The organism is Gluconobacter sphaericus NBRC 12467, from assembly GCF_006539125.1.
Classification (GTDB): Bacteria; Pseudomonadota; Alphaproteobacteria; order Acetobacterales; family Acetobacteraceae; genus Gluconobacter; species Gluconobacter sphaericus.
In genome coordinates, this window is sequence record NZ_BJMK01000003.1 from 126,289 (window position 1) to 144,716 (window position 18,428).

16 protein-coding genes are annotated in these 18,428 nt (G+C 60.3%); 9 read left to right on the top strand and 7 right to left on the bottom strand.

Going from position 1 to position 18,428, the window contains the following annotated elements:
- Window positions 1–14 precede the first annotated feature (14 nt).
- A complete protein-coding gene (locus GSP01_RS03690) occupies window positions 15–1,703 on the top strand; it encodes a bifunctional protein tyrosine phosphatase family protein/NAD(P)/FAD-dependent oxidoreductase (RefSeq protein WP_141350841.1) in 1,689 nt (562 codons plus the stop codon).
- A gap of 7 nt (window positions 1,704–1,710) precedes the next feature.
- The gene (locus tag GSP01_RS03695; protein WP_141350843.1) at window positions 1,711–2,478 is read left to right on the top strand and encodes a sulfite exporter TauE/SafE family protein; all 768 of its coding nucleotides are present in this window, start codon (window positions 1,711–1,713) and stop codon (window positions 2,476–2,478) included.
- Between the two features lie 6 nt (window positions 2,479–2,484).
- On the opposite strand, the gene GSP01_RS03700 is transcribed toward GSP01_RS03695, so the two are convergent.
- On the bottom strand, window positions 2,485–2,835 hold the full coding sequence (locus GSP01_RS03700; RefSeq protein ID WP_141350845.1) for a hypothetical protein: 351 nt from the start codon (window positions 2,833–2,835) through the stop codon (window positions 2,485–2,487).
- 285 nt (window positions 2,836–3,120) lie between these two features.
- On the opposite strand from GSP01_RS03700, the gene GSP01_RS03705 reads away from it, so the two are divergent.
- Together GSP01_RS03705 and GSP01_RS03710 are read left to right on the top strand one after the other, a co-directional pair.
- Window positions 3,121–3,663 (top strand): cupin domain-containing protein, encoded by a 543-nt coding sequence (locus tag GSP01_RS03705; RefSeq protein ID WP_141350847.1) that lies wholly within the window; start codon window positions 3,121–3,123, stop codon window positions 3,661–3,663.
- Window positions 3,664–3,831: 168 nt separating this feature from the next.
- Window positions 3,832–4,227, top strand: a complete 396-nt coding sequence (locus GSP01_RS03710) for a hypothetical protein (RefSeq protein WP_141350849.1) — start codon at window positions 3,832–3,834, stop codon at window positions 4,225–4,227.
- A 15-nt stretch (window positions 4,228–4,242) separates the two neighbouring features.
- Here GSP01_RS03710 and GSP01_RS03715 read toward each other — a convergent pair whose 3' ends face one another.
- The 3 genes from GSP01_RS03715 to petA are packed head-to-tail and all read right to left on the bottom strand — an operon-like array spanning window position 4,243 to window position 6,753.
- The gene (locus tag GSP01_RS03715; protein ID WP_141350851.1) at window positions 4,243–4,935 is read right to left on the bottom strand and encodes a cytochrome c1; all 693 of its coding nucleotides are present in this window, start codon (window positions 4,933–4,935) and stop codon (window positions 4,243–4,245) included.
- On the bottom strand, window positions 4,932–6,110 hold the full coding sequence (locus tag GSP01_RS03720; RefSeq protein ID WP_141350853.1) for a cytochrome b: 1,179 nt from the start codon (window positions 6,108–6,110) through the stop codon (window positions 4,932–4,934). The genes GSP01_RS03715 and GSP01_RS03720 overlap by 4 nt, the downstream gene beginning before the upstream one ends.
- Before the next feature lie 10 nt (window positions 6,111–6,120).
- The gene (petA, locus tag GSP01_RS03725; RefSeq protein ID WP_141350855.1) at window positions 6,121–6,753 is read right to left on the bottom strand and encodes a ubiquinol-cytochrome c reductase iron-sulfur subunit; all 633 of its coding nucleotides are present in this window, start codon (window positions 6,751–6,753) and stop codon (window positions 6,121–6,123) included.
- A gap of 164 nt (window positions 6,754–6,917) precedes the next feature.
- Here petA and GSP01_RS03730 point away from each other — a divergent pair, with 164 nt between their 5' ends.
- Entirely contained in the window at window positions 6,918–7,394 is a 477-nt protein-coding gene (locus GSP01_RS03730) for a c-type cytochrome (RefSeq protein WP_228123742.1), read from the top strand.
- Between the two features lie 168 nt (window positions 7,395–7,562).
- Window positions 7,563–8,174, top strand: coding sequence for a TetR/AcrR family transcriptional regulator (locus tag GSP01_RS03735; RefSeq protein ID WP_141350857.1), 612 nt, complete (start codon window positions 7,563–7,565; stop codon window positions 8,172–8,174).
- Window positions 8,175–8,189: 15 nt separating this feature from the next.
- Here GSP01_RS03735 and GSP01_RS03740 read toward each other — a convergent pair whose 3' ends face one another.
- Window positions 8,190–10,514, bottom strand: a complete 2,325-nt coding sequence (locus GSP01_RS03740; protein WP_141350859.1) for a TonB-dependent receptor — start codon at window positions 10,512–10,514, stop codon at window positions 8,190–8,192.
- 236 nt (window positions 10,515–10,750) lie between these two features.
- Between GSP01_RS03740 and GSP01_RS03745 the strand changes: the two genes are divergently transcribed.
- Window positions 10,751–13,057, top strand: coding sequence for a TonB-dependent receptor (locus tag GSP01_RS03745; protein ID WP_141350861.1), 2,307 nt, complete (start codon window positions 10,751–10,753; stop codon window positions 13,055–13,057).
- 29 nt (window positions 13,058–13,086) lie between these two features.
- On the opposite strand, the gene GSP01_RS03750 is transcribed toward GSP01_RS03745, so the two are convergent.
- Together GSP01_RS03750 and GSP01_RS03755 are read right to left on the bottom strand one after the other, a co-directional pair.
- Window positions 13,087–14,823, bottom strand: coding sequence for a putative bifunctional diguanylate cyclase/phosphodiesterase (locus GSP01_RS03750; RefSeq protein ID WP_228123743.1), 1,737 nt, complete (start codon window positions 14,821–14,823; stop codon window positions 13,087–13,089).
- A 264-nt stretch (window positions 14,824–15,087) separates the two neighbouring features.
- Entirely contained in the window at window positions 15,088–15,771 is a 684-nt protein-coding gene (locus GSP01_RS03755; protein ID WP_141350863.1) for a Fe2+-dependent dioxygenase, read from the bottom strand.
- 199 nt (window positions 15,772–15,970) lie between these two features.
- On the opposite strand from GSP01_RS03755, the gene GSP01_RS03760 reads away from it, so the two are divergent.
- Both GSP01_RS03760 and GSP01_RS03765 read left to right on the top strand, forming a co-directional pair.
- On the top strand, window positions 15,971–17,263 hold the full coding sequence (locus GSP01_RS03760) for a TolC family protein (RefSeq protein ID WP_228123744.1): 1,293 nt from the start codon (window positions 15,971–15,973) through the stop codon (window positions 17,261–17,263).
- The gene (locus tag GSP01_RS03765) at window positions 17,260–18,423 is read left to right on the top strand and encodes an efflux RND transporter periplasmic adaptor subunit (RefSeq protein ID WP_141350865.1); all 1,164 of its coding nucleotides are present in this window, start codon (window positions 17,260–17,262) and stop codon (window positions 18,421–18,423) included. Before GSP01_RS03760 ends, GSP01_RS03765 begins: the two co-directional genes overlap by 4 nt.
- The last annotated feature ends 5 nt before the right edge of the window (window positions 18,424–18,428 follow it).

The window sequence follows — 18,428 nt, forward strand, 5'->3', positions numbered from 1 at the left end:
TTTCCGGAGTTCCTATGCCAACTCGCCACCTGACTGACAGCTATGCCGTTTCTCCCCAGATTGCCGTGCAGGATATTGCGGATCTGAAGGCAGAGGGTTTCCGCACGATCCTGTGTTTCCGCCCTGACGGAGAAGCTCCGGACCAGCCCGATATGAAAGTGATCGAAGCGGCCGCGAAGGAGGCGGGGCTGGCGTTTGCCGCAATCCCGGTGAAGGCCGGGACGGTGCCAACCGATGCGCAGGTTGCCCAGACGCGGGAGGTTCTGGCAACGCTGCCGGCGCCTGTGGTTGGCTATTGCCGTTCTGGAACGCGGGCCGCGCAGATCTGGGCGCTGGCCGAGGCAGGAAAGCGTCCGGCGTCCGAGATTTTTGCTGTGACGGACAGGGCAGGTGTGGATGTCAGTATTCTCCGCGCGCGGATTGAGAGCGTTGCTGCGCCCTCAGCTGCCCAGCGCAAGGGGGGAGCACATTTTCAGGTTCTGATTATCGGTGGCGGCGCAGGTGGTCTGTCGGCTGCGGGGAGTCTGCTCAAGCGCAACAGGCACTTGTCGGTCGGCGTGGTTGAGCCATCGAACGAGCATTTCTACCAGCCGGGCTGGACGCTTGTGGGCGGCGGTGTCTTTCAGGCGGCCCAGACGCGCCGCAAGGAAGCGGATGTCATGCCGAAGGATGTTGTCTGGATGCGGCAGGCGGCGAAGCTATTCCGGCCGGAGGTACGGGAAGTGGTTCTGGGGGATGGTACGGTCGTTTCCTATGACGCGCTGATCGTGGCGACGGGGATTACGCTGAACTGGGACGCTATTCCCGGTCTGGCGGAGACGCTGGGCAAGAACGGCGTGACGTCGAACTACCGTTTCGATCTGGCACCTTATACCTGGCAGCTGGTGCAGCAGCTCAAAAGTGGCACGGCGATTTTCACGCAGCCGCCCATGCCGATCAAATGTGCCGGTGCGCCGCAGAAGGCTGTGTATCTGTCCTGTGATGCCTGGAAGCGTCGGGGCGTGCTGGACAGCATTTCGGTGGAGTTCGACACTGCTACGCCGGGCCTGTTTGGCGTGAAGGAATTTGTTCCGCCGCTGATGGAATACATCAAGCGCTATCGCGTTGGGCTGCATACCGGGTCGAAGCTTGTGGCGGTGGATGGTCCGAACCGCACGGCAACCTTCGAGCGTAAGGTCGGGGATAGTGTGGAGCAGGTCGAGCGGACGTTCGACATGCTGCATGTGGTGCCGCCGCAGAGCGCGCCGCAGGTGATCCGCGAGAGTACGCTGGCGGGTTCGGATGGGTTTGTTGAGGTTAATCCGGCGACGTTGCAGCATGTGCGTTTTCCGGACGTGTTTGCCATTGGTGACGTGATCGGCACGTCTTCGGCCAAGACGGCGGCCGCAGTCCGGGTGCAGGCGCCTGTGGTGGCGACCAATGTGCTGGCATTTCTGAAGCATCAGGCTCCGGTTTCGGAATATGAAGGCTATGGTGCCTGTCCGCTGACGGTGGAAAACGGGCGGATTGTGCTGGCTGAGTTCCGCTATGGCGGCAAGCTGGCGCCGACGATGCCGAAATGGCTGCTCAACGGACAGAAGCCGACGCGTCTGGCCTGGTGGCTCAAGAAATACGTCATGCCGCTGATGTACTGGGATGGGATGCTGAAGGGACGCGAACTCATGGTTGCACCCAAGCCGCTGAACGCGAAGAAGGACGGCTGAACCGGTTGTGCATATTGCGCTTGAACTGGCCTGCGGTGTCCTGATCGGATTCACGTTGGGCCTGATCGGGGGCGGGGGCTCCATCCTTGCCGTTCCCCTGATGGTCTATGTGGTGGGGGTGAAGAACCCTCATGTCGCAATTGGGACGAGTGCGATGGCCGTGGCAGTCAATGCGCTGGCCGGGTTGATCAGTCACGCCCGGTCCGGAACGGTCAAATGGAAATGCGCGGCCATTTTTGCCCCCTGCGGTGTGGTAGGGGCGCTCATCGGGGCAGCGTTCGGCAAGGCGGTGAACGGGCAGAAACTGCTGCTCTGTTTTGCGCTGCTGATGGTCGTGGTGGGCGTACTTATGCTGCGAGGGCGGCGCAACAAGGGTGAGGCAGGGGCGGCGTGCAATCGCCAAAACATGCCGCGCGTCATGATGGCTGGGGCCGGGACGGGGGTTCTGTCCGGGTTTTTCGGGATTGGCGGCGGGTTTCTGATCGTGCCTGCGCTGATTGCCTGCACGCGGATGCCCATTCTCAATGCGGTGGGAACGTCTCTTGTGGCTGTAGCGGCGCTGGGGGCGAGTACGGCGCTGAGTTACATGCTTTCGGGCTACGTGGACTGGGTGATGGGGATGCTGTTTGTGGCGGGGGGAATTGTGGGGAGTTTCCTCGGAACCCGGGTGGCAAAGCGCCTGTCGGGTTCCGGTGCGGCGCTGACGACGTTCTTTGCCTGCGTTATCTTCACAGTTGCGGCTTATATGATCTGGAGGAGCCTTTCGGCTCTTTAAAAGCGGTTAGTTGAGGCCGAAATGTGGGAAGATGGTGAAGCAGACCATCGAGAAATAAAACATCACCGCCAGCAGGATGTGGCACATATAGAGCGGTGCGATCATGGCGCCGCGCCTGCGGAAAAACGCCATCAGCACACCGAAGGCCGTGATGGCCACGGCAAGCGCTACGTTCAGCATGAGTCGACTGTCGCCGTTGCTGATGGCGATGATCAGAAAGACCGAGCCCACAATGGCCGAGCCTACATGTATGGGCGTCAGGAAGCTGAAGGGGCGTTTGTGCCGGGCTGCGAAAATGGAGAGCCAGACGCCCATGATCGCTGTGAGAGTGAAACATCCCGTCGAAGCGTACAGCATCTGTAATCTACCCTGTTCCTGATGTCCCTGTGCAGACACTCGGAGCCGTAATCCGAATATTCGGAAGCCTCCGCGTTCTTCAGGTTTTTCAGAACACGTCGCCCTGACAGCGTGTTTACGCCGGAACGGCCTTTTGGGCCAGACGTTCCTGGATGCAGGGCGCTTTCTCTCCGGGATGGCGTAGAAAATTATACCCCTATTCGGTATTCTTATTTTCGAGGTTTCCTTTCTGTTTCGATATGACATACTGGTGATACGCAAGAGGCCGGGGAGGGTACAACGGGGATGGATTTGGGAGCACGCCTGCGACTTGTGCGGACGGCACGGAACCTGTCCCAGCGCGAACTGGCCAAGCGGACCGGTGTGACCAATTCTACGATTTCCCTCATTGAATCAGGTGACATGAATCCTTCCGTCGGAACGCTCAAGCGTATTCTGGACGGGATTCCCGTGACGCTCGGGGAGTTCTTCAGCATTGCCCCGGAGGGTGATGAAAAGATCTTCTACCGGGCGGACGAACTGATGACGTTCGAGCAGGACGGTGTGACCTTTGGGCAGATCGGAGGTCCCCTGTCTGGCCGGAGCCTTCAGATCCTGCGCGAGACCTATGCGTCCGGGGCGGATACCGGGGCCATGGTCTATGCCCATGAGGGCGAAGAGGGCGGGTTTGTCCTGCACGGGCAGGTAGAAATCACGGTGGGAGACAGGCGCGAGATTCTGGGCCCGGGTGATGCCTATCATTTCGACAGTCGTCAGCCGCATCGTTTCCGCTGTCTCAGCTCTGAAGGCTGCGAGATCATCAGCGCCTGTACGCCGCCGACGTTTTAGAATTTCGCTCCCGGACTTTCAGAGCCCCTGCGTTCAAAAGAACGGGAGGGGCGTGCTTTCCCGCTGGCTGTGGCGTTGTGTTGGGTGACTATGCCTGTCCGTATTTTCGGGGGTGCCCAGCGGAGAGCCACGGATATGCCAGACCGTCCGTACCCAGAAAGAGACATTATGTTCCGTGCGGTCGCTGCGTCTTTGCGCAGGGGGCTGGGTGCGGGGGCGATGGTCTGCGTCCTGTTTCTGGGTGGCCCGGTTGTGGCAGGGAGTGTGACGCGGACACAGGATATTTGCCCGGTTCAACAGGCGATGCTTCAGATTGAAACGAAGACCCTTGCAGCGGCTGTAGCAGAGTTGTCTCGCGAGACGAAATGCCCCGTGCTGATGGATGAAGGGCTTTTGCGCGGCGGGAGCAGCATTGCCGTCGCTGGAGTTTATACGCCGCGCGAGGCCCTGATCAGGCTTCTGGGCAATGCTGAGCTGGATGTGATCGAGACGGTTCAGGGATTGGCCGTCATGCCGCTGAGTTATCGGGCCGCGCATCGCATGGACCAAGCTGAACGGATGTAGTTCAGGAGAGCGCGGTTAGCGGCGCCCCTTCCAGATGCGGCGTTGCAGCAGGAAGGTCAGGAGTGCCATCAGAGCGAGATAGGCGAGAACATAGATGCCGATCCTTTTGCGTTCGGTCTGATGGGGGTGGGCAATGCCGTCGAGAAAGGCCGAGACGTCGCTAGCCATCTGCGCGGACGTCGGTGGCGTGCCGTCGGGATAGGTGAGCATGCCGTCCTGAAGGGGTGGGGGCATGCCGATATGCTTCCATTTCAGGGCGGTGTTGTAATAGCGCCCTTCGTCGAGCGTTACGCCTGCGGGAGTGGGGGCATAGGAAAGCAGAATCTGCCGGATTTTTTCGGCGCCACCGGGTAGCGTCAGGGCCAGCCGGGAAAGATCGGGCGGGAGTAGTCCGTGATTGGCGAGACGTCCTATGGCCTCGTTTGGGTAAGGTGACAGGATGGGATCGGTGGCTGTGGCGGGACGGGTTTTCGGATCGCCATTATCGTCCGTGCCGTTGGGCATCTGCTGGTCGGCGGCCCATTTGCGAATTTCATCCGGCGAGAGGCCGAGGCTGCTCATGTCGCCATACGCGACGTGTTCCATGCCGTGGCAGGTGCTGCATACCTGCTGGAAAACCATCAGGCCGCGCTGGGCGGGCGTGCTCGCACAGGCAGGCAGGGCTGTCAGGCTGGCGGCGAGTATGAGGTTCCGGGTCCAGCGCGTCATGACGATATCTCCCGTTCGGAGGCCAGCGGTGTGACGAGCAGGAAGTGGATGAACCACCAGGCTATCGCCACGCGGCTGGCGAGCAGCCATGCCGGGGTAGGCGCGTGCATCCCGGCGATGCCGAGCAGAATGAAGGCCGCGAAGGCGAGGGGTAGCGACAGGCGTACCATCGGTCGCTGTGCTGCGGGGCGGATGGCGGAGCGGTCCAGCCAGGGCAGCACGAACAGGACGGCGAGGCTTCCCGAGGCAAGGAGAAGCCCGCCGAGGCGTGAGGGCACTGCGCGGAGGATCGCGTAGAATGGTGCGAAATACCATTCTGGCCGGATGTCACGCGGTGTGACGAGCGGGTTGGCCTGAACGTAATTGTCGGCCAGCGTCAAAAGATCGGGCAGGAAAAAGACCAGCCCGGCATAGACCATCAGGAACAGGCAGAGCGCGAAACCGTCCCGGCTGGTGTAATAGGGGTGGAACGGCAGGGTCTGTTTCGGGCTGACGGGATCAACGCCCGAAGGATTGTTCGATTTCACGACATGCAGCGCTGCGACATGCAGGGCGATGACGCCGAGGATCGCGAAAGCCATCGTGAAATGCAGCACGAAAAGCCGATGCAGCGCCACGTTCCCCAAAGTGTCACCGCCCAGCAGGAGTTCGGACAGCGGTTGGCCAATGACCGGGACGGCATGGACGGCGTTCAGGATTACCGTGGCGCCCCAGTAGGACATCTGTCCCCAGGGCAGAACATAACCGGCGAAGGCCGTCACCATCACCATCAGCATCAGGCCGAGCCCCGTCAGCCAGAGTAGTTCGCGCGGGGCCTTGTAGGAGCCATACCAGAGGCTGCGTCCTATATGGATGTAGAGGCAGCCGAACAGCATCGTTACTCCGCCCATATGCAGGCTGCGAATGAACCAGCCTGAGGGGATCTGCCGGTCGATGGCTTCGACGCTGGCGAACGCCTGGGTGATGTCAGGTGTGTAGTTGATCGCGAGGAACAGGCCGCTGGCGACCATGAAGGCCATTGTGACGATCAGGAACGCGCCAAAGCTCCACAACGCATTGAGGTTGCGGGGCATCGGGAAGGCAACGTAGTGGTGGCGCAGCAGGCTCATGACCGGCAAGCGATGTTCGAGCCAGCCAAGTGGTTCCGTGTCGGGCGTTCTGTTGGGTGAGGGCATGGTCCGGTCCTCAGATCTGTTGGATGTCGGACATGCTGAAGCCCGGATCACCTGCGCTGTGGCCGATGCGGAGTTTCGTGTCGGAAAGGAACGTTACGGGCGGGACCGGCAGGTTGCAGGGCGCGGGCGCGCGGCGTGCAACACGCCCTGCAGCGTCGAAGTGTGATCCGTGGCAGGGACAGAAATATCCCCCCTTCGCTTCTGGCGTGGAGCCGGGTTTTTCGAAAGAGGGCACGCAGCCAAGATGGGTGCAGATACCGATCAGTACGCCATACTCCGGGCGGACCGAACGGTGCCAGTTCGTCGCGTCCTTTGGTTGCTGGAGGACTTTCGAGTCCGCGTCCCGCAGGGTGGCCAGATGATCCGGAGTCTGCAGGACGGCCAGCATCTGAGGCGTGCGGCGTTGAATGAAAACAGGCCAGTCCCGCCAGCGCACCGTCATGTCCTGCCCGGGTTTGAGAGACGACAGATCAACGTCCAGCAGTCGGGCGGACGGGGACGTTGCCGCCGGATTTTTCAGGCTTTCGACAAAGGGGATGGTTAGAGCGCAGGCCCCGGCACAGCCCAGAACCACGGTTCCGGTGGCCAGCAGATCCCGCCGTCTGGTGCCATCCGAAGAAGGGGGTGTCTCGCTCTGGGTCATGCGGAACCTCTGCCGGCTGCGCCGGATGCCCGGCAGGAAAGATGGCAGCAGGATAGGCGTCTTTGCGCTTTCGAGAAAGGCGGCGTGCGGTAGCTTTCAGGGCATTTGGGAGCTAGTGTTTTCTGAATTGATATCACGACGCAAGCTGCGGAAGGGCTCCGGATATGACAACGAAACCCCGCTTCAGGATCATGCTTTCGGCTTTTCTGGGCCTGATGCCGCTGATGGCATCTCGGGTTATAGCTGCGGATGGAGCGGCGCTGTACCAGGGAAAATGCGCGATGTGTCACGGGCCTGCGGCCGCGGGGCGTCCGGGAACTTTTCCTCCACTTGCGGGTCGGGTCGGGCAGATTGCTGGCAATCCGGACGGGAAAGCGTATCTGGCGGCGGTTCTGGTGAACGGGCTGCATGGTCCGATCACGGTGAATGGAGAATCGTACAAGGGATTCATGCCGTCATTCCGCACGTTGTCAGATGAGGATATCGCAGCTGTTCTGGCCTATGTCAGTACTCTGGGTAACAGCACGGCGCCTGTGGGAATATCCGCTCAGGATGTGACCTCCGTCAGAGCCGCGCCGATGGATGCGGCCGCGGTTCAGGCGAAAAGGGCTGCCCTTCAGACTGCTGGTGTGATCCCCTGATAAAAATAGACATATTTTGTTACTAAATAAACGTAAATGCGTCTTGTAACGGCGGATCCATATCTGACCAGCTGCGTTCATTCCAAGTCATGTTAGCCGGTGAAATGGCCAGAGAGGGGAATGACCATGTCACAGACGATAGTGCCGCATTCTTTACCGTTAAACATAATGCACGTTCCCGCTCGGGACCAGACGACTGCTCGGGCACCGGGTCGGCCAGTCAATCTGAGGCTTAAGAGCAATATCCTTGCGGCGATCGCACTGGTGCTCGTGGAAGAGGGCTATCAGGGTCTTACTATCAGTCGTGTGGCGAAGGCCGCCGGAGTGTCGACGGCGACGGTTTATCGCCGCTGGCCGACGAAGCAGGCCATGTTCTTTGATGCGATGCGTTTGTGGCGTGACGATCTGACCCCGGAGATCGATACGGGCAGCTTCGCGGGTGACGTGGATGAACTCATCGCCGCCCGTATTCGATTTCTGGACACTCCTCTGGGCCGCACTTACGGGACCCTGCTGGGTGAGGCCGTGCATGACCCGGAATTCGGTCAGGTCCTGTGGGAAGTGAGCGTGGTACCGGCGCGTGCGCAGATGGCGCTTTTTCTTGAGCGTGCAAACCGGCGTGGCGAGAAGGTTTTTTGCCAGCATTCCGACACGGTCCTGGATATGCTGCTGAGTACGATCCATTTCCGCGCGATGAATCTGCTGGGGCGTGAGCCCATGGATGCCGACAGCACCCTTAAGGAAATCCGGTCTCTGGCGCGTAGCCTGATTGCCAGCTGAGCGTTTACAGAGGCCTCAGAAGCCGTATGACATGCGGCCGCCAATGAAACGGGGTGGTCCGGGAATATAGAAATAGGTTGTTGTTGCCATACCGCCGCTTTCGAAAAAGCTGCGGTTGAGCAGGTTTGAGGCGTAGACCGTGACTTCCCATTTTCCCGATGAGGGACGCAGGGTTGCATGGGCGCCAAGCAGGAAATAGGGCGGTAGGCGATAGAACCCTGTGCCGCCGACCGCGATGGCCTGGCTACCGCGATAGGACCAGTCCGGCCCGATATCGAAGCCCAGTCCTGGTGTCAGTGCCTGCCGCCATTCGGCCTGACCGTTGAGTGTCAGCTTGGGCTGACCGTTATCCACGCCCGCGAAATTGCTGTTCACGGCTCGCCAGACGCCTGTCTTGGCATAGGCGGCATTGGTCGCGGCACGATTGACGTTCAGGAAGTCTTGATAATTGCCGCGCTGCCAGCCGATATTCTGTGTGACGAACACATGCCGCACCGGGTGCAGTTCGATTGTGCCTTCGAAGCCCCAGCTTTCGGATTTGGGGACGTTTGTGATTTCGCTAAGCGGGCCGTAATTCGGGATCAGCACCGTGCCCACGACCTGCTGGTTGTGGAAGTCGTTGTAGAAAGCGGCTCCGTTCAAGCGCAGGACGTTCGGGATTGGGTCGCTCTTGAAGCCGAGTTCATAGGTCAGCACCGTTTCGGGACCGAACGGGTCGAGCTGGGCCTGGATCTGGGTGTTGTTGGCGCTGAAGCCGCCGGGTTTGAAGCCCTTGCTCATTTTGTAATAGACGAGCGTGTTTTTCGTGGCCTGCCATGACACGCCAACCTGTCCCGCAAACTGGGCTGCGGCCGTGCTTTCCCCGTGGAAGGATCTGGTTCTGCCGCCGAAGATTTCTGACGTCAGGCCGGGGAGGCTGCGGTCGTCGATTTCGTGCAGCAGGCCTGCGAACAGCGTTATGTTATGTGGCAGGCGATAGCTGATATGGCCGAATTCGGACGTGCTCTCCTGATTCATGGAGAAGGACGTGGCCATCATGTAACCGCGGGCTGCATAGTCCGTGTAATCGAAAAAGAAGCGCTGTTTCATGCGGCTGCGCTGATAGAACGCCCCGACCACCCATTGCAGGCGGCTGTCGGGATTGCTGGAACCCAGACGCAGTTCCTGCGTGAAGGCATTGGCGCTGATGGTACGGTAGGTGTCGGCTTCGGAGCGGGACGTACCGTCCTGATCGGTATATTCGCCCTGCCGCTCGGTTTCGAAAGCCGTGACGGACGTGACTTTCGCGAAGCCGAAATCATGGTCCATATGCAGGTCCCAGCCCCAGAACTGGTTGTGCTCGCTGGGTTTGAGGCCTTCGGGGCGTCCGATCAGTTTGTCGAATTGCGAACGGGAGGACCATTCGGCCTGTGTCTGTCCAAGATGCGGGAGAGCGGCTGTGCCGATCAGGCGGTGGACGGCCTGACTGGTGACGACCTGACTGTTATCCTGCACGAAATGGCCGGAAAGCAGGATCGTGGTGCGGTTGTCGTCCGAGTGCCAGCGTAGTTTGCCGCGCAGGGCATAGGAATCCGCGTCTCCAAGATGGGCGCCGTTCTGCGGGTCGGTCTGCCAGCCGCCTCCCTGTCGGATCTGCCCGGCCAGACGGAAATCCAGCCCCTTGGCGATCGGGCCGGAAATATAGGCCTCGCTCCGGCTGCGGGCATAGGAGGCGATGTCCTGACTGACGCCGTAATGCAGGGTGCTGGTCGGGTCGGCTGTGTGGAGGCGGACTTCGCCGCCTGTGTCGGACTGCCCGTGCGTGGTGCCAACGGGGCCGGGAGTGACGGTCGCATCCGCCAGATCGAACATCAGACCGCTCGACATGGTCGAGAGTGCGAAAGGCACGTCATCGAAATAGGTCATGACGGTCGGGATGTTGTTCATAGTGAAGTCGTTGAAGCCGACGCCACGCAGGTAGAAATTGGTCGAGGCCGTGCCGTTGATGGACTGGATCGTCAGGTTTGGAGCCACGCGCTCCAGATCGCGCAGGGTCACGACACCGCGCTGGGTCAGGCGGTCGGCGGTCAGGCGCGTGTCGGCGTCCGGGCTATGCTGTGCTGCGGCAAAGGCGAAGTCCGTCCGCCGGGCCGTGACGGCGATCGTTTCGGTATTACGGCCCTGAATGGACTGGGGAGTAGCTTTGCGGGGTACGGGTTTTGCGGCCGGATGATGGGCATTGGCGTGTGAAGGCGCTTCGCTCCTGCCTGCCAGAGGCTTCGTCTTTTCCGGCGAGGCCGCCAGGGCGAGGGACGGGCCAAGGAGGCTGGCGCTCAGGAGAAGGACCTTGCGAAGCGTCATGGAAAGGGCGGTTCTCCGGAAGAGGGGGCGTTCCAAGCGGGCAGCCTGCCTGAAAAAGAACAGCAAAGCCCGAAAAATCACCGTGCTTATATTGTACTCATGCAACAGAGCAAACGCTCGATGCACAATGGCGCACAGAGGCGCAGATTTCGCTTGAATTGTTATGATATAACATAATAAGCATTCCGCTCTGACAATCTTTCGTCTTTGCCGTATCCCCCCTGTCCGGAGGTTTCATGCCGTCTATCGTGTCTGCCCGTTCCTTCCTGCTGCTTTTGGGCTGCACTACCGCCCTTGCTGATTCCGCGTTCGCCCAGTCGGTAACTCCGTCCGTCACGTCTTCCCAGGCGGCTGCGGCCACCACTGAAACCCAGACGGATGATGTGTCCACGGCTGCCCGTGCCAGCTTCGGTCATGCCGACGACCAGCATGGTACGACAACGACGGAGAGCAGTCGCACGGGCGAAGATGACGTTACCGTCAATGCCCATCTCGAGCGCGCCCGTGCGGCCCTTCAGTCTTCGACCGGGGCGACGACCTATAATTTTTCGCGGCAGGCCATCGAGACGAATCCTGGCGGTGACAATGCGGGTCTGAACACCCTGCTGCTCCAGGCCCCGGGTGTGGCGCAGGATAGCTACGGGCAGATCCATATCCGTGGTGACCACAATGAAGTGCAGTTTCGTCTCGACGGCGTAGAACTGCCTGAAGGTATGAGCGTGTTTGGACAGGCGCTCATGACACGCTTTGCCCATTCCATGTCACTGACGACCGGTGCGCTGCCGAGTGAGTACGGGTTCCTTCAGGCCGGTGTGATCGATATCAACACCAAGAACGGCTATTCCGATGCTGGTGGTGATGTTTCGATCTATGGTGGCGCGCGCGACTATTTCTTCCCGTCTGCGCAGTTTGGCGGTCATCATGGCAAGTGGGACTGGTTTGCGACGGGTGATTTCGTTCACAACCGTGTCGGCATTGAAAACACCACGCCGAGCTTCAATGCGATCCACGATCTGACGAACCAGTATCACTTTCTGGGCCATGCCCGTTACACGGTGGACGAGAATACGCGGATCAGTCTGACCGCGGGTGTGTCCAATGCCGAATACCAGCTTCCCAACAATCCGGGGCAGCAGCGCCAGTTTGCCAATCCGTCCTTTGCGAGTAGTGACCTGTCGCAGAAGCTGTACGGCAACGGGGACAGTTCGAGCCTGACCGAGCATCAGAAGGAAATCACGGATTTCGGCATTCTGTCCCTGCAGAAAGACATGGGCAAGCTGAGCTTCCAGACCTCTGCCGTGCTGCGTTACAGCTCGCTGCGCTACTCGCCCGATCCGCTGGGGGATCTGGTTTATAACGGCATTGCCCAGCGTGCGGCGCGTTCGGTCTTCTCGACGGGAACGCAGTCCGATGCCACCTGGCAGGCGGCGAAGGATCATACGGTCCGTTTCGGCTATCAGATTTATGTGGAACGGAACGTTTCCAAATCGGATTCGACCGTTTATCCGCAGAGCGGCGAGGATGCTGATGGTAACGCGGTCTATTCCGATAATCCGCTGACCATCCATGACGGCACGGGTCGGACGGGGTGGATGTACGGCCTTTATGCGCAGGACGAGTGGCGTCCGCTGAAGAACCTGACCATCAATTACGGTCTGCGGTTTGACGGGGTGGATGAATATACCCATGCCAAGCAGGTCAGTCCGCGCCTGAACATTGTTTACAAGCCCTGGAACGGCGGCACGTTCCATGCGGGATATTCGCGTTACTTTACGCCGCCGCCGTTTGAGCTCGTGGGTGGGACGTCGCTCAACAAGTTCGTCAATACGTCAGCGGCTCCTGGGACGTTCCTGAACAGCAACGTGAAGGCCGAGCGCGATCATTACTTTGACGCGGGCTTCTCACAGACGATCCTGCCGGGCTGGCATGCGTCCTTCGATGCGTATGTGAAGCTCGCCAAGAACATGATCGACGAAGGGCAGTTCGGCTCTCCGGTCATTCTGTCGGCGTTCAACTACCGTCGCGGTCAGGTTAATGGTTATGAATTCGCCACGGACTACACCCGCGGTGCCTTCAGTGTGTATGGCAATTTTTCGTGGTCGCGCGCCATTGGCAAGGATATCACGACGGCGCAGTGGAATTTTGATCCCGACGATCTGGCTTATACCAGCAAGCACTGGATCCATCTGGATCATGACCAGCGCTGGACTGCGTCTGCCGGCGCAAGTTATTCGCTCTTCCACCGAACCGGCCATCCGCTACGCCTGTCCGCCTCAATGGTCTATGGTAGCGGTCTGCGGGCCGATGGTGCGACGCCGAACGGGGCTTCCGTGCCTCAATATGCCACGTTTAACCTGTCGCTGGTCCAGTCTTTCAAGGATCTGTTTCAGGTGCCGTTCCTCAAGCGCACGCAGCTGCGTCTGGACGTGACCAATCTGTTCGACCGGACTTATCTGCTGCGTGACGGTAGTGGCATCGGTGTGGGTGCGCCGCAGTATGGTCTGCGTCGGACGATCCTCACCGGTATTGACCAGCGTTTCTGATGCTGGTGCCTGACGGGTCGGACGATCCGTCAGGCTGGTTCGGCCGCCGGGGGCAGAAGCGACCGGTAGCGGATCTTTTCAAGGGCGGCGGGGATGTCCATGACCGGCACAGCCTCGCACAGAAAATCGCCCTGCACGAAATCGCATTCCATCTCCAAAAGCGTGCGGACCTGTGTCGCGTTTCCGATCCCCTCGGCCACGACCTTGCGCCCGAGACTGTGGACGATGTCGATCACGCCCCGGATGATCGCGGCGTCTGTTCCATGACGTTCCAGACCGGCCACGAAAGCCCGGTTGATCTTTACTGCATCGAACGTGAAGGTCTTGAGATGCGTTAGGGATGCAAACCCTGTTCCAAAATCATCGAGGGCAATCTGGATACCTTTCTGGTGAAGGATGTCGAGTTCCTGTTCGATCTGGCCGTGGTGTGGGCGCGAGAAGATGTTCTCGGTGATTTCGAGGGCCAGGGAGGTGAGCGGGATGTTCATTTCCTCGCCGAGGAGAGCGACTTTCCGGAAAAAATCGCTACCTTCGAAATCGCAGGATGTGATGTTGATGGCGATGCGTTCGAAGCGGACGTTCTGTTCGCGAAGTCTGCGCATGTCCCGCATGACCTGCCGTGTAACGAAGGTATTCAGGGTCAGGGTCAGTCTTGGGTCTTCAAAGACTTCGGGAAAATGCTGAGGCGAGAGGATGGGGTGCTGCGGATGGTCCCAGTGCAGCAGGGCCTCGAAGGAAATATTGCCGGGCGTACTCAGGGAAAAGATGGGCTGGTAAAAGACCGCGATGCTCTGGTTGTGTAGTCCGGTCTGGACCCGTCTGCGCAGGCGGGCGGCATGGTCCAGTTTCTCTTCCATGACAGGATGATATTCCCGGATACGGTTCCGGCCGCTGGTCTTGGCGGCATAGAGCGCAAGATCGGCGCATTTCAGAAGGGCTTTTTCCCGTGCATCGACCAAGGGGACGCGGACATAGCCGATGCTGGCGGTGCAGGCATGGGTCATGGTGCGGTTGCGGAAGCTGAAGCGCATCTGCTCGAGGATTTCGAGAAGGATATTCTCGAACAGCGCCGGGCAGTCACCTGTCATGAGGATGGCGAATTCGTCGCCACCGATGCGAGCGATGAAGCAGTTTTCACTCTGGAAGGACTGGAGCTTCTCGGCGACCTTGCGCAGCAGCCGGTCTCCGGAATCGTGTCCTGACGTGTCGTTGACCGTCTTGAATGTGTCGATGTCGAGCAGAGCCAGACAGATATGGCCTGCGGCACTCTGGCGCAGGGTTTTGCGAAGGGTGTGAGAGAAGTGCAGGCGGTTGGAAATCTTGGTCAGGAAGTCCGTATTGACGGCGTGCTGGAGCTTCTGACGGCTGGATTTCAGGTGGTTTTCCGCCTGTTTCCGTGGCGTGATATCAAAGCGGATGGCCACATAGCTGGTGACTTTTCCGCTTTCCGAAATATGGGGAACGATCGTGGTGTCGACCCAGTAAAGGGAGCCGTCGCGCCGGCGGTTGCAGATCTCGCCGTGCCAGACATTGCCTGAGGCAATCGTCCGGTACATCTGCCGGAAGAACTTCCGGTCGTGTTGGCCGGAGCGCAGCATCCGGTGATCGTTGCCAATGAGTTCGTTCCGCGTATATCCGCTGATTTCCTCGAACCGGCTGTTGACGGAAAGAATGCAGCCGCGGGTGTCGGTCATGGCGACAATGGCGGAGCAGTCTAGGGCATGAAGAACGAAATCGTCGCGGGGGGGGTGAGGCCAGTTCTTCATATAATCTAGGCTTCTCCGGAAATCATCCTCTTGCTTTTTTATCACTCAGGTCTGGCTCTATCGAGAGGAGATCTGAGTAATATCGTAGAATAATTAAGCGTTCGTTAAAAGGAGATCCAGCTGTTTTTGGGTATATTTTTGGAGGTCTGTTTCGGGATTTTTCTTTCTTGTTATGCGCGGTGTCAATTTTATTTTAACTATTTCGGGAAACTTAACATAATGGCGCGCGCCCGCCTATTTTGAACCCTGAATGCAGCCCTGTTCTTACAGTTCGGCCCACTGGCGCAGCAGGTTGTGATAGGTCGAGGTCAGCCCGAGAACAGCGGGATGGCTGTCCGGCAGCGCCTTGCGGGTTTCGATGATGGAGCAGTCAAATTCGTAAAGCAGACGGCGCTTCGTATCGTCGCGGACCATGGATTGGGACCAGAAGAACGAGGCCCAGCGGCTGCCGCGTGTGATGCGGCTGACGCTGTGCAGGCTGGTCGAGGGATAGAGCACCATGTCGCCGGCGGGGAGCTTGATACTCTGGGTGCCGTAAGTGTCCTGGATGACGAGTTCGCCGCCGTCATACTCGTCCGGTCCGGTGAGGAAGAGCGTGGAGGAGACGTCCGTGCGGATGCGCATCCCAGCACCGGGGATCGGGCGGATGGCGTTGTCTACATGGGCGTCGAAATGCATGCCGGTGTCGTAGCGGTTGAAGAGCGGCGGGTAGACGCGCAGGGGCAGGGCCGCGCTGTTGAAGGTCGGGTTACGGCCTAGCGCGCGCAGGACGAATTCCCCGAGTTCGCGGCATTCGGGGGAATCCTGCGGGATCTGGAGGTTTAGCTTGGCCTTGGCGGACTGTTCCCCCGCAGTGACGCGTCCGTCTGCCCATTCCGCGCCTTCCAGTCTGTCACGGAAGTAGCGGACTTCTTCGGGAGTGAGGACGTTCGGGATATGGATCAGCATGGACGTCGGGCCTTGAAGGAGAGGGGGGCGGAGATAGGAACAACGGGCTCAAAATGAGAATGACTCTTATCTCGGAGTCATAAAGCCGTTTGGAGGGAGGGGCAATTGGTGCAGGCCTCTGGTGTCCTGTGGGGGAACGGAAGCAAAGGTCGCATTTCCTTTCGTTGACAGGACTGGCGGGGCAGGGGATGACACGGACATGGCATTTCATTCCCTCCTCGTTACGCGCCGGACGGGGGTGTCGCGTGGGTGGATGACCGGCGTGGCGCTCATGGTGGTCTGTATCGTCGGAGCGGGACAGAGCCGTGCACAAGGGGGGCTCGTGGCGCCGCTGTCCATTCATGATGCGATTGCGGCGGCCTGGAAGGCGGACCCTGTACGGGCTGAACTTGAGGTCAATCAGGATTCTGCCGATGCGCGGGCGAAAGCGGCGCAGTCCTGGTTTGCAGGCGGTCCGACGCTGACGGGGGACTATTATGATGACCGAATCAGCGGTTCCAACCATGGGTACATCACCTGGCAGGGTGGGGTTTCGGTACCGCTATGGTTGCCGGGGCAGGGTACGGCGACTGAGAACGTGGCGAAGGCCGAAGCGAAGATGGCGACCGTTCGCCTTGACGTAGAGCGGATGTCGGTTGCGGTGCGGGTCGTGGATGCGACCGGGGCTGCGATCATGGCTATGCGGCGGCAGACGGCGGCGCTGGCGACCGTAGCTGCGCTAAAGCGGATTGAAGCCGGTGTACAGCGGGCCGGGCATGCCGGGGAAATCGCGATGTCGGACCAGCAGGCCGTGGAGGCGCAGTTGGCGCAGGCCCGCAGCGAAGCGGACATGGCGGCCGAGGAAATCGAAACTACGGCGAGCCAGTTACGGACGCTGACGGGGCTGCCGGGTGTCCCGGACATCACGCAGGCGGACGAGCACTGGCTGGGGCTGACGCGGGCCAATGATGCGCGCTGGGTCGAGGATGTTGATCCGCGGGTGCGGGCGACGCATCAGGCGGTGATTGCGGCGCAGAACCAGATGAAGCTGGTCCGCAAAAGTTTTATGCCCAATCCGGAAGTGGGGGTTGATGCGATCGATCAGGGGCAGTTTGGCAGCCCGTGGGATACGCAGGTGGGTGTCAATCTGCGGGTGCCGCTGCCGAGCGCTGTGACGAATACGCCGCAGGAATCCGCCGCCCGCGACCGGATGGCGGCGGCAACACGGGAGGAAGTCGAGGCGCGGCGGGCTGTGCGCAATGAGATGGCACAGGTCCGGGCGCATCTGGTGGCGGCGACGGGATCGCTGTCGAATTCACGGGTTGAGGCCAGTTCCATGTTGCGCCGGGCGGACGGGATGGAGCAGTCCTGGCGAGTTGGTGAGACGCCACTGATCGAGGCTCTGCGGGCACGGATGGATGCGTATCGGGCGCTGCTGGATCTGAATCGTGCTGAGATTGCCTGGCATGCGGCGATTATCCGGATGGGTATCGCGACGGGGACCATTCCATGAGTCGGTTTGTGCGTTTTCTGGTCTGTGGGGTGGCGCTGTGTGCGCTTGGATGTGCGGGTGCGGCAGATGCGCCGGGCTGGATGCAGCCGCTGACGCTCGGGGCGGAGGCGCGGGAGGGGGAGCATCTCCAGACAGCGCTGGTGCGGCAAGGGACGCTTCATGACACGGTCTCAGCGCTGGCGCGCGTGAGCGCAGATCTGTCGCGGACGGTGGTGATCCGCGCGAGCGGGGACGGGAAGGTCACGGCTGTGCGGGTGACGCCGGGGCAGACTGTGGTGCCCGGGCAGGCGCTTATTGATTACACGGATCATTCCCTTCACGTGCTGCATCTTCAGCTTGAGCAGGACGAGGCCGCTCTGGCGTCAGCAAAGGCGACGTTGGGGGAGGCTGAACTGGCGTATCGGCGCGGGCAGTCGCTTGTGGGTAGCACGGTGTCCGCCGGAGAAGTGCGGCGGCGTCAGGCAGCGGTGCAGCAGGCGCGTAGCATGGTCGTGGCGCGGGAAGCGGATATCGGGCTGATTCAGCATCGGCTGACGGAAGAGTTTACCTCCGTGACGGAAAAGATCGTGCAGGATGAGGCGTCTACGCTGATTTCGCCGGTGCGGGGTGTGGTGCAGTCCATTCAGACCTCTGTAGCGTCGGATGTGACGCCGGGGCAGGCGGTGGCGACGGTTGTGGATCTGTCGGGGGTGTGGATTATCGCGGATCTGCGGCTGGATGAAGTGTCGCGGCTGGTGCCCGGTGGCACTGTGACGGTCCGTCCGTCCGGCAATGTACGGGCCGAGCCGTTCCGGGCGGCCATCACGACAATCGACGGCGTTGCCGATCCGGTGACGGGGCTTGTGAAGGTCGTCTGCGTCGTCGATCGGCCCGTGGCGTTCCTGCGGCCGGGGATCATGCTGGATGCGGCTCTTGAAACCAGCGAGGCCGTGGACGGTATGATTGTGCCGTCGAATGCGGTGCAGACGATCGAGGGGCATGACCTCGTTTATGTTCAGACCGCTGAAGGACAGTATGCGCCGCGTGAGGTGCGGGTGCGGCTGGCGACGGATGAGAGTGTCGTCGTGCAGGGAAATCTGAAGGTGGGGGATCGTGTGGTGACGGAGGGCAGTTTTGCCCTGAAGTCCATGTCGCTCGTTAGTGGGCTGGATACGGACTGACTGGG

Bases quoted from the DNA above. Each gene is read 5' to 3' on its own strand.
- GSP01_RS03690 (WP_141350841.1), top strand. From the start codon at position 15: ATGCCAACTCGCCACCTGACTGACAGCTATGCCGTTTCTCCCCAGATT.
- GSP01_RS03700 (WP_141350845.1), bottom strand. From the start codon at position 2,835: ATGCTGTACGCTTCGACGGGATGTTTCACTCTCACAGCGATCATGGGC.
- GSP01_RS03705 (WP_141350847.1), top strand. From the start codon at position 3,121: ATGGATTTGGGAGCACGCCTGCGACTTGTGCGGACGGCACGGAACCTG.
- GSP01_RS03710 (WP_141350849.1), top strand. From the start codon at position 3,832: ATGTTCCGTGCGGTCGCTGCGTCTTTGCGCAGGGGGCTGGGTGCGGGG.
- GSP01_RS03715 (WP_141350851.1), bottom strand. From the start codon at position 4,935: ATGACGCGCTGGACCCGGAACCTCATACTCGCCGCCAGCCTGACAGCC.
- GSP01_RS03720 (WP_141350853.1), bottom strand. From the start codon at position 6,110: ATGCCCTCACCCAACAGAACGCCCGACACGGAACCACTTGGCTGGCTC.
- petA (WP_141350855.1), bottom strand. From the start codon at position 6,753: ATGACCCAGAGCGAGACACCCCCTTCTTCGGATGGCACCAGACGGCGG.
- GSP01_RS03730 (WP_228123742.1), top strand. From the start codon at position 6,918: ATGACAACGAAACCCCGCTTCAGGATCATGCTTTCGGCTTTTCTGGGC.
- GSP01_RS03735 (WP_141350857.1), top strand. From the start codon at position 7,563: ATGCACGTTCCCGCTCGGGACCAGACGACTGCTCGGGCACCGGGTCGG.
- GSP01_RS03740 (WP_141350859.1), bottom strand. From the start codon at position 10,514: ATGACGCTTCGCAAGGTCCTTCTCCTGAGCGCCAGCCTCCTTGGCCCG.
- GSP01_RS03745 (WP_141350861.1), top strand. From the start codon at position 10,751: ATGCCGTCTATCGTGTCTGCCCGTTCCTTCCTGCTGCTTTTGGGCTGC.
- GSP01_RS03750 (WP_228123743.1), bottom strand. From the start codon at position 14,823: ATGAAGAACTGGCCTCACCCCCCCCGCGACGATTTCGTTCTTCATGCC.
- GSP01_RS03755 (WP_141350863.1), bottom strand. From the start codon at position 15,771: ATGCTGATCCATATCCCGAACGTCCTCACTCCCGAAGAAGTCCGCTAC.
- GSP01_RS03760 (WP_228123744.1), top strand. From the start codon at position 15,971: ATGGCATTTCATTCCCTCCTCGTTACGCGCCGGACGGGGGTGTCGCGT.
- GSP01_RS03765 (WP_141350865.1), top strand. From the start codon at position 17,260: ATGAGTCGGTTTGTGCGTTTTCTGGTCTGTGGGGTGGCGCTGTGTGCG.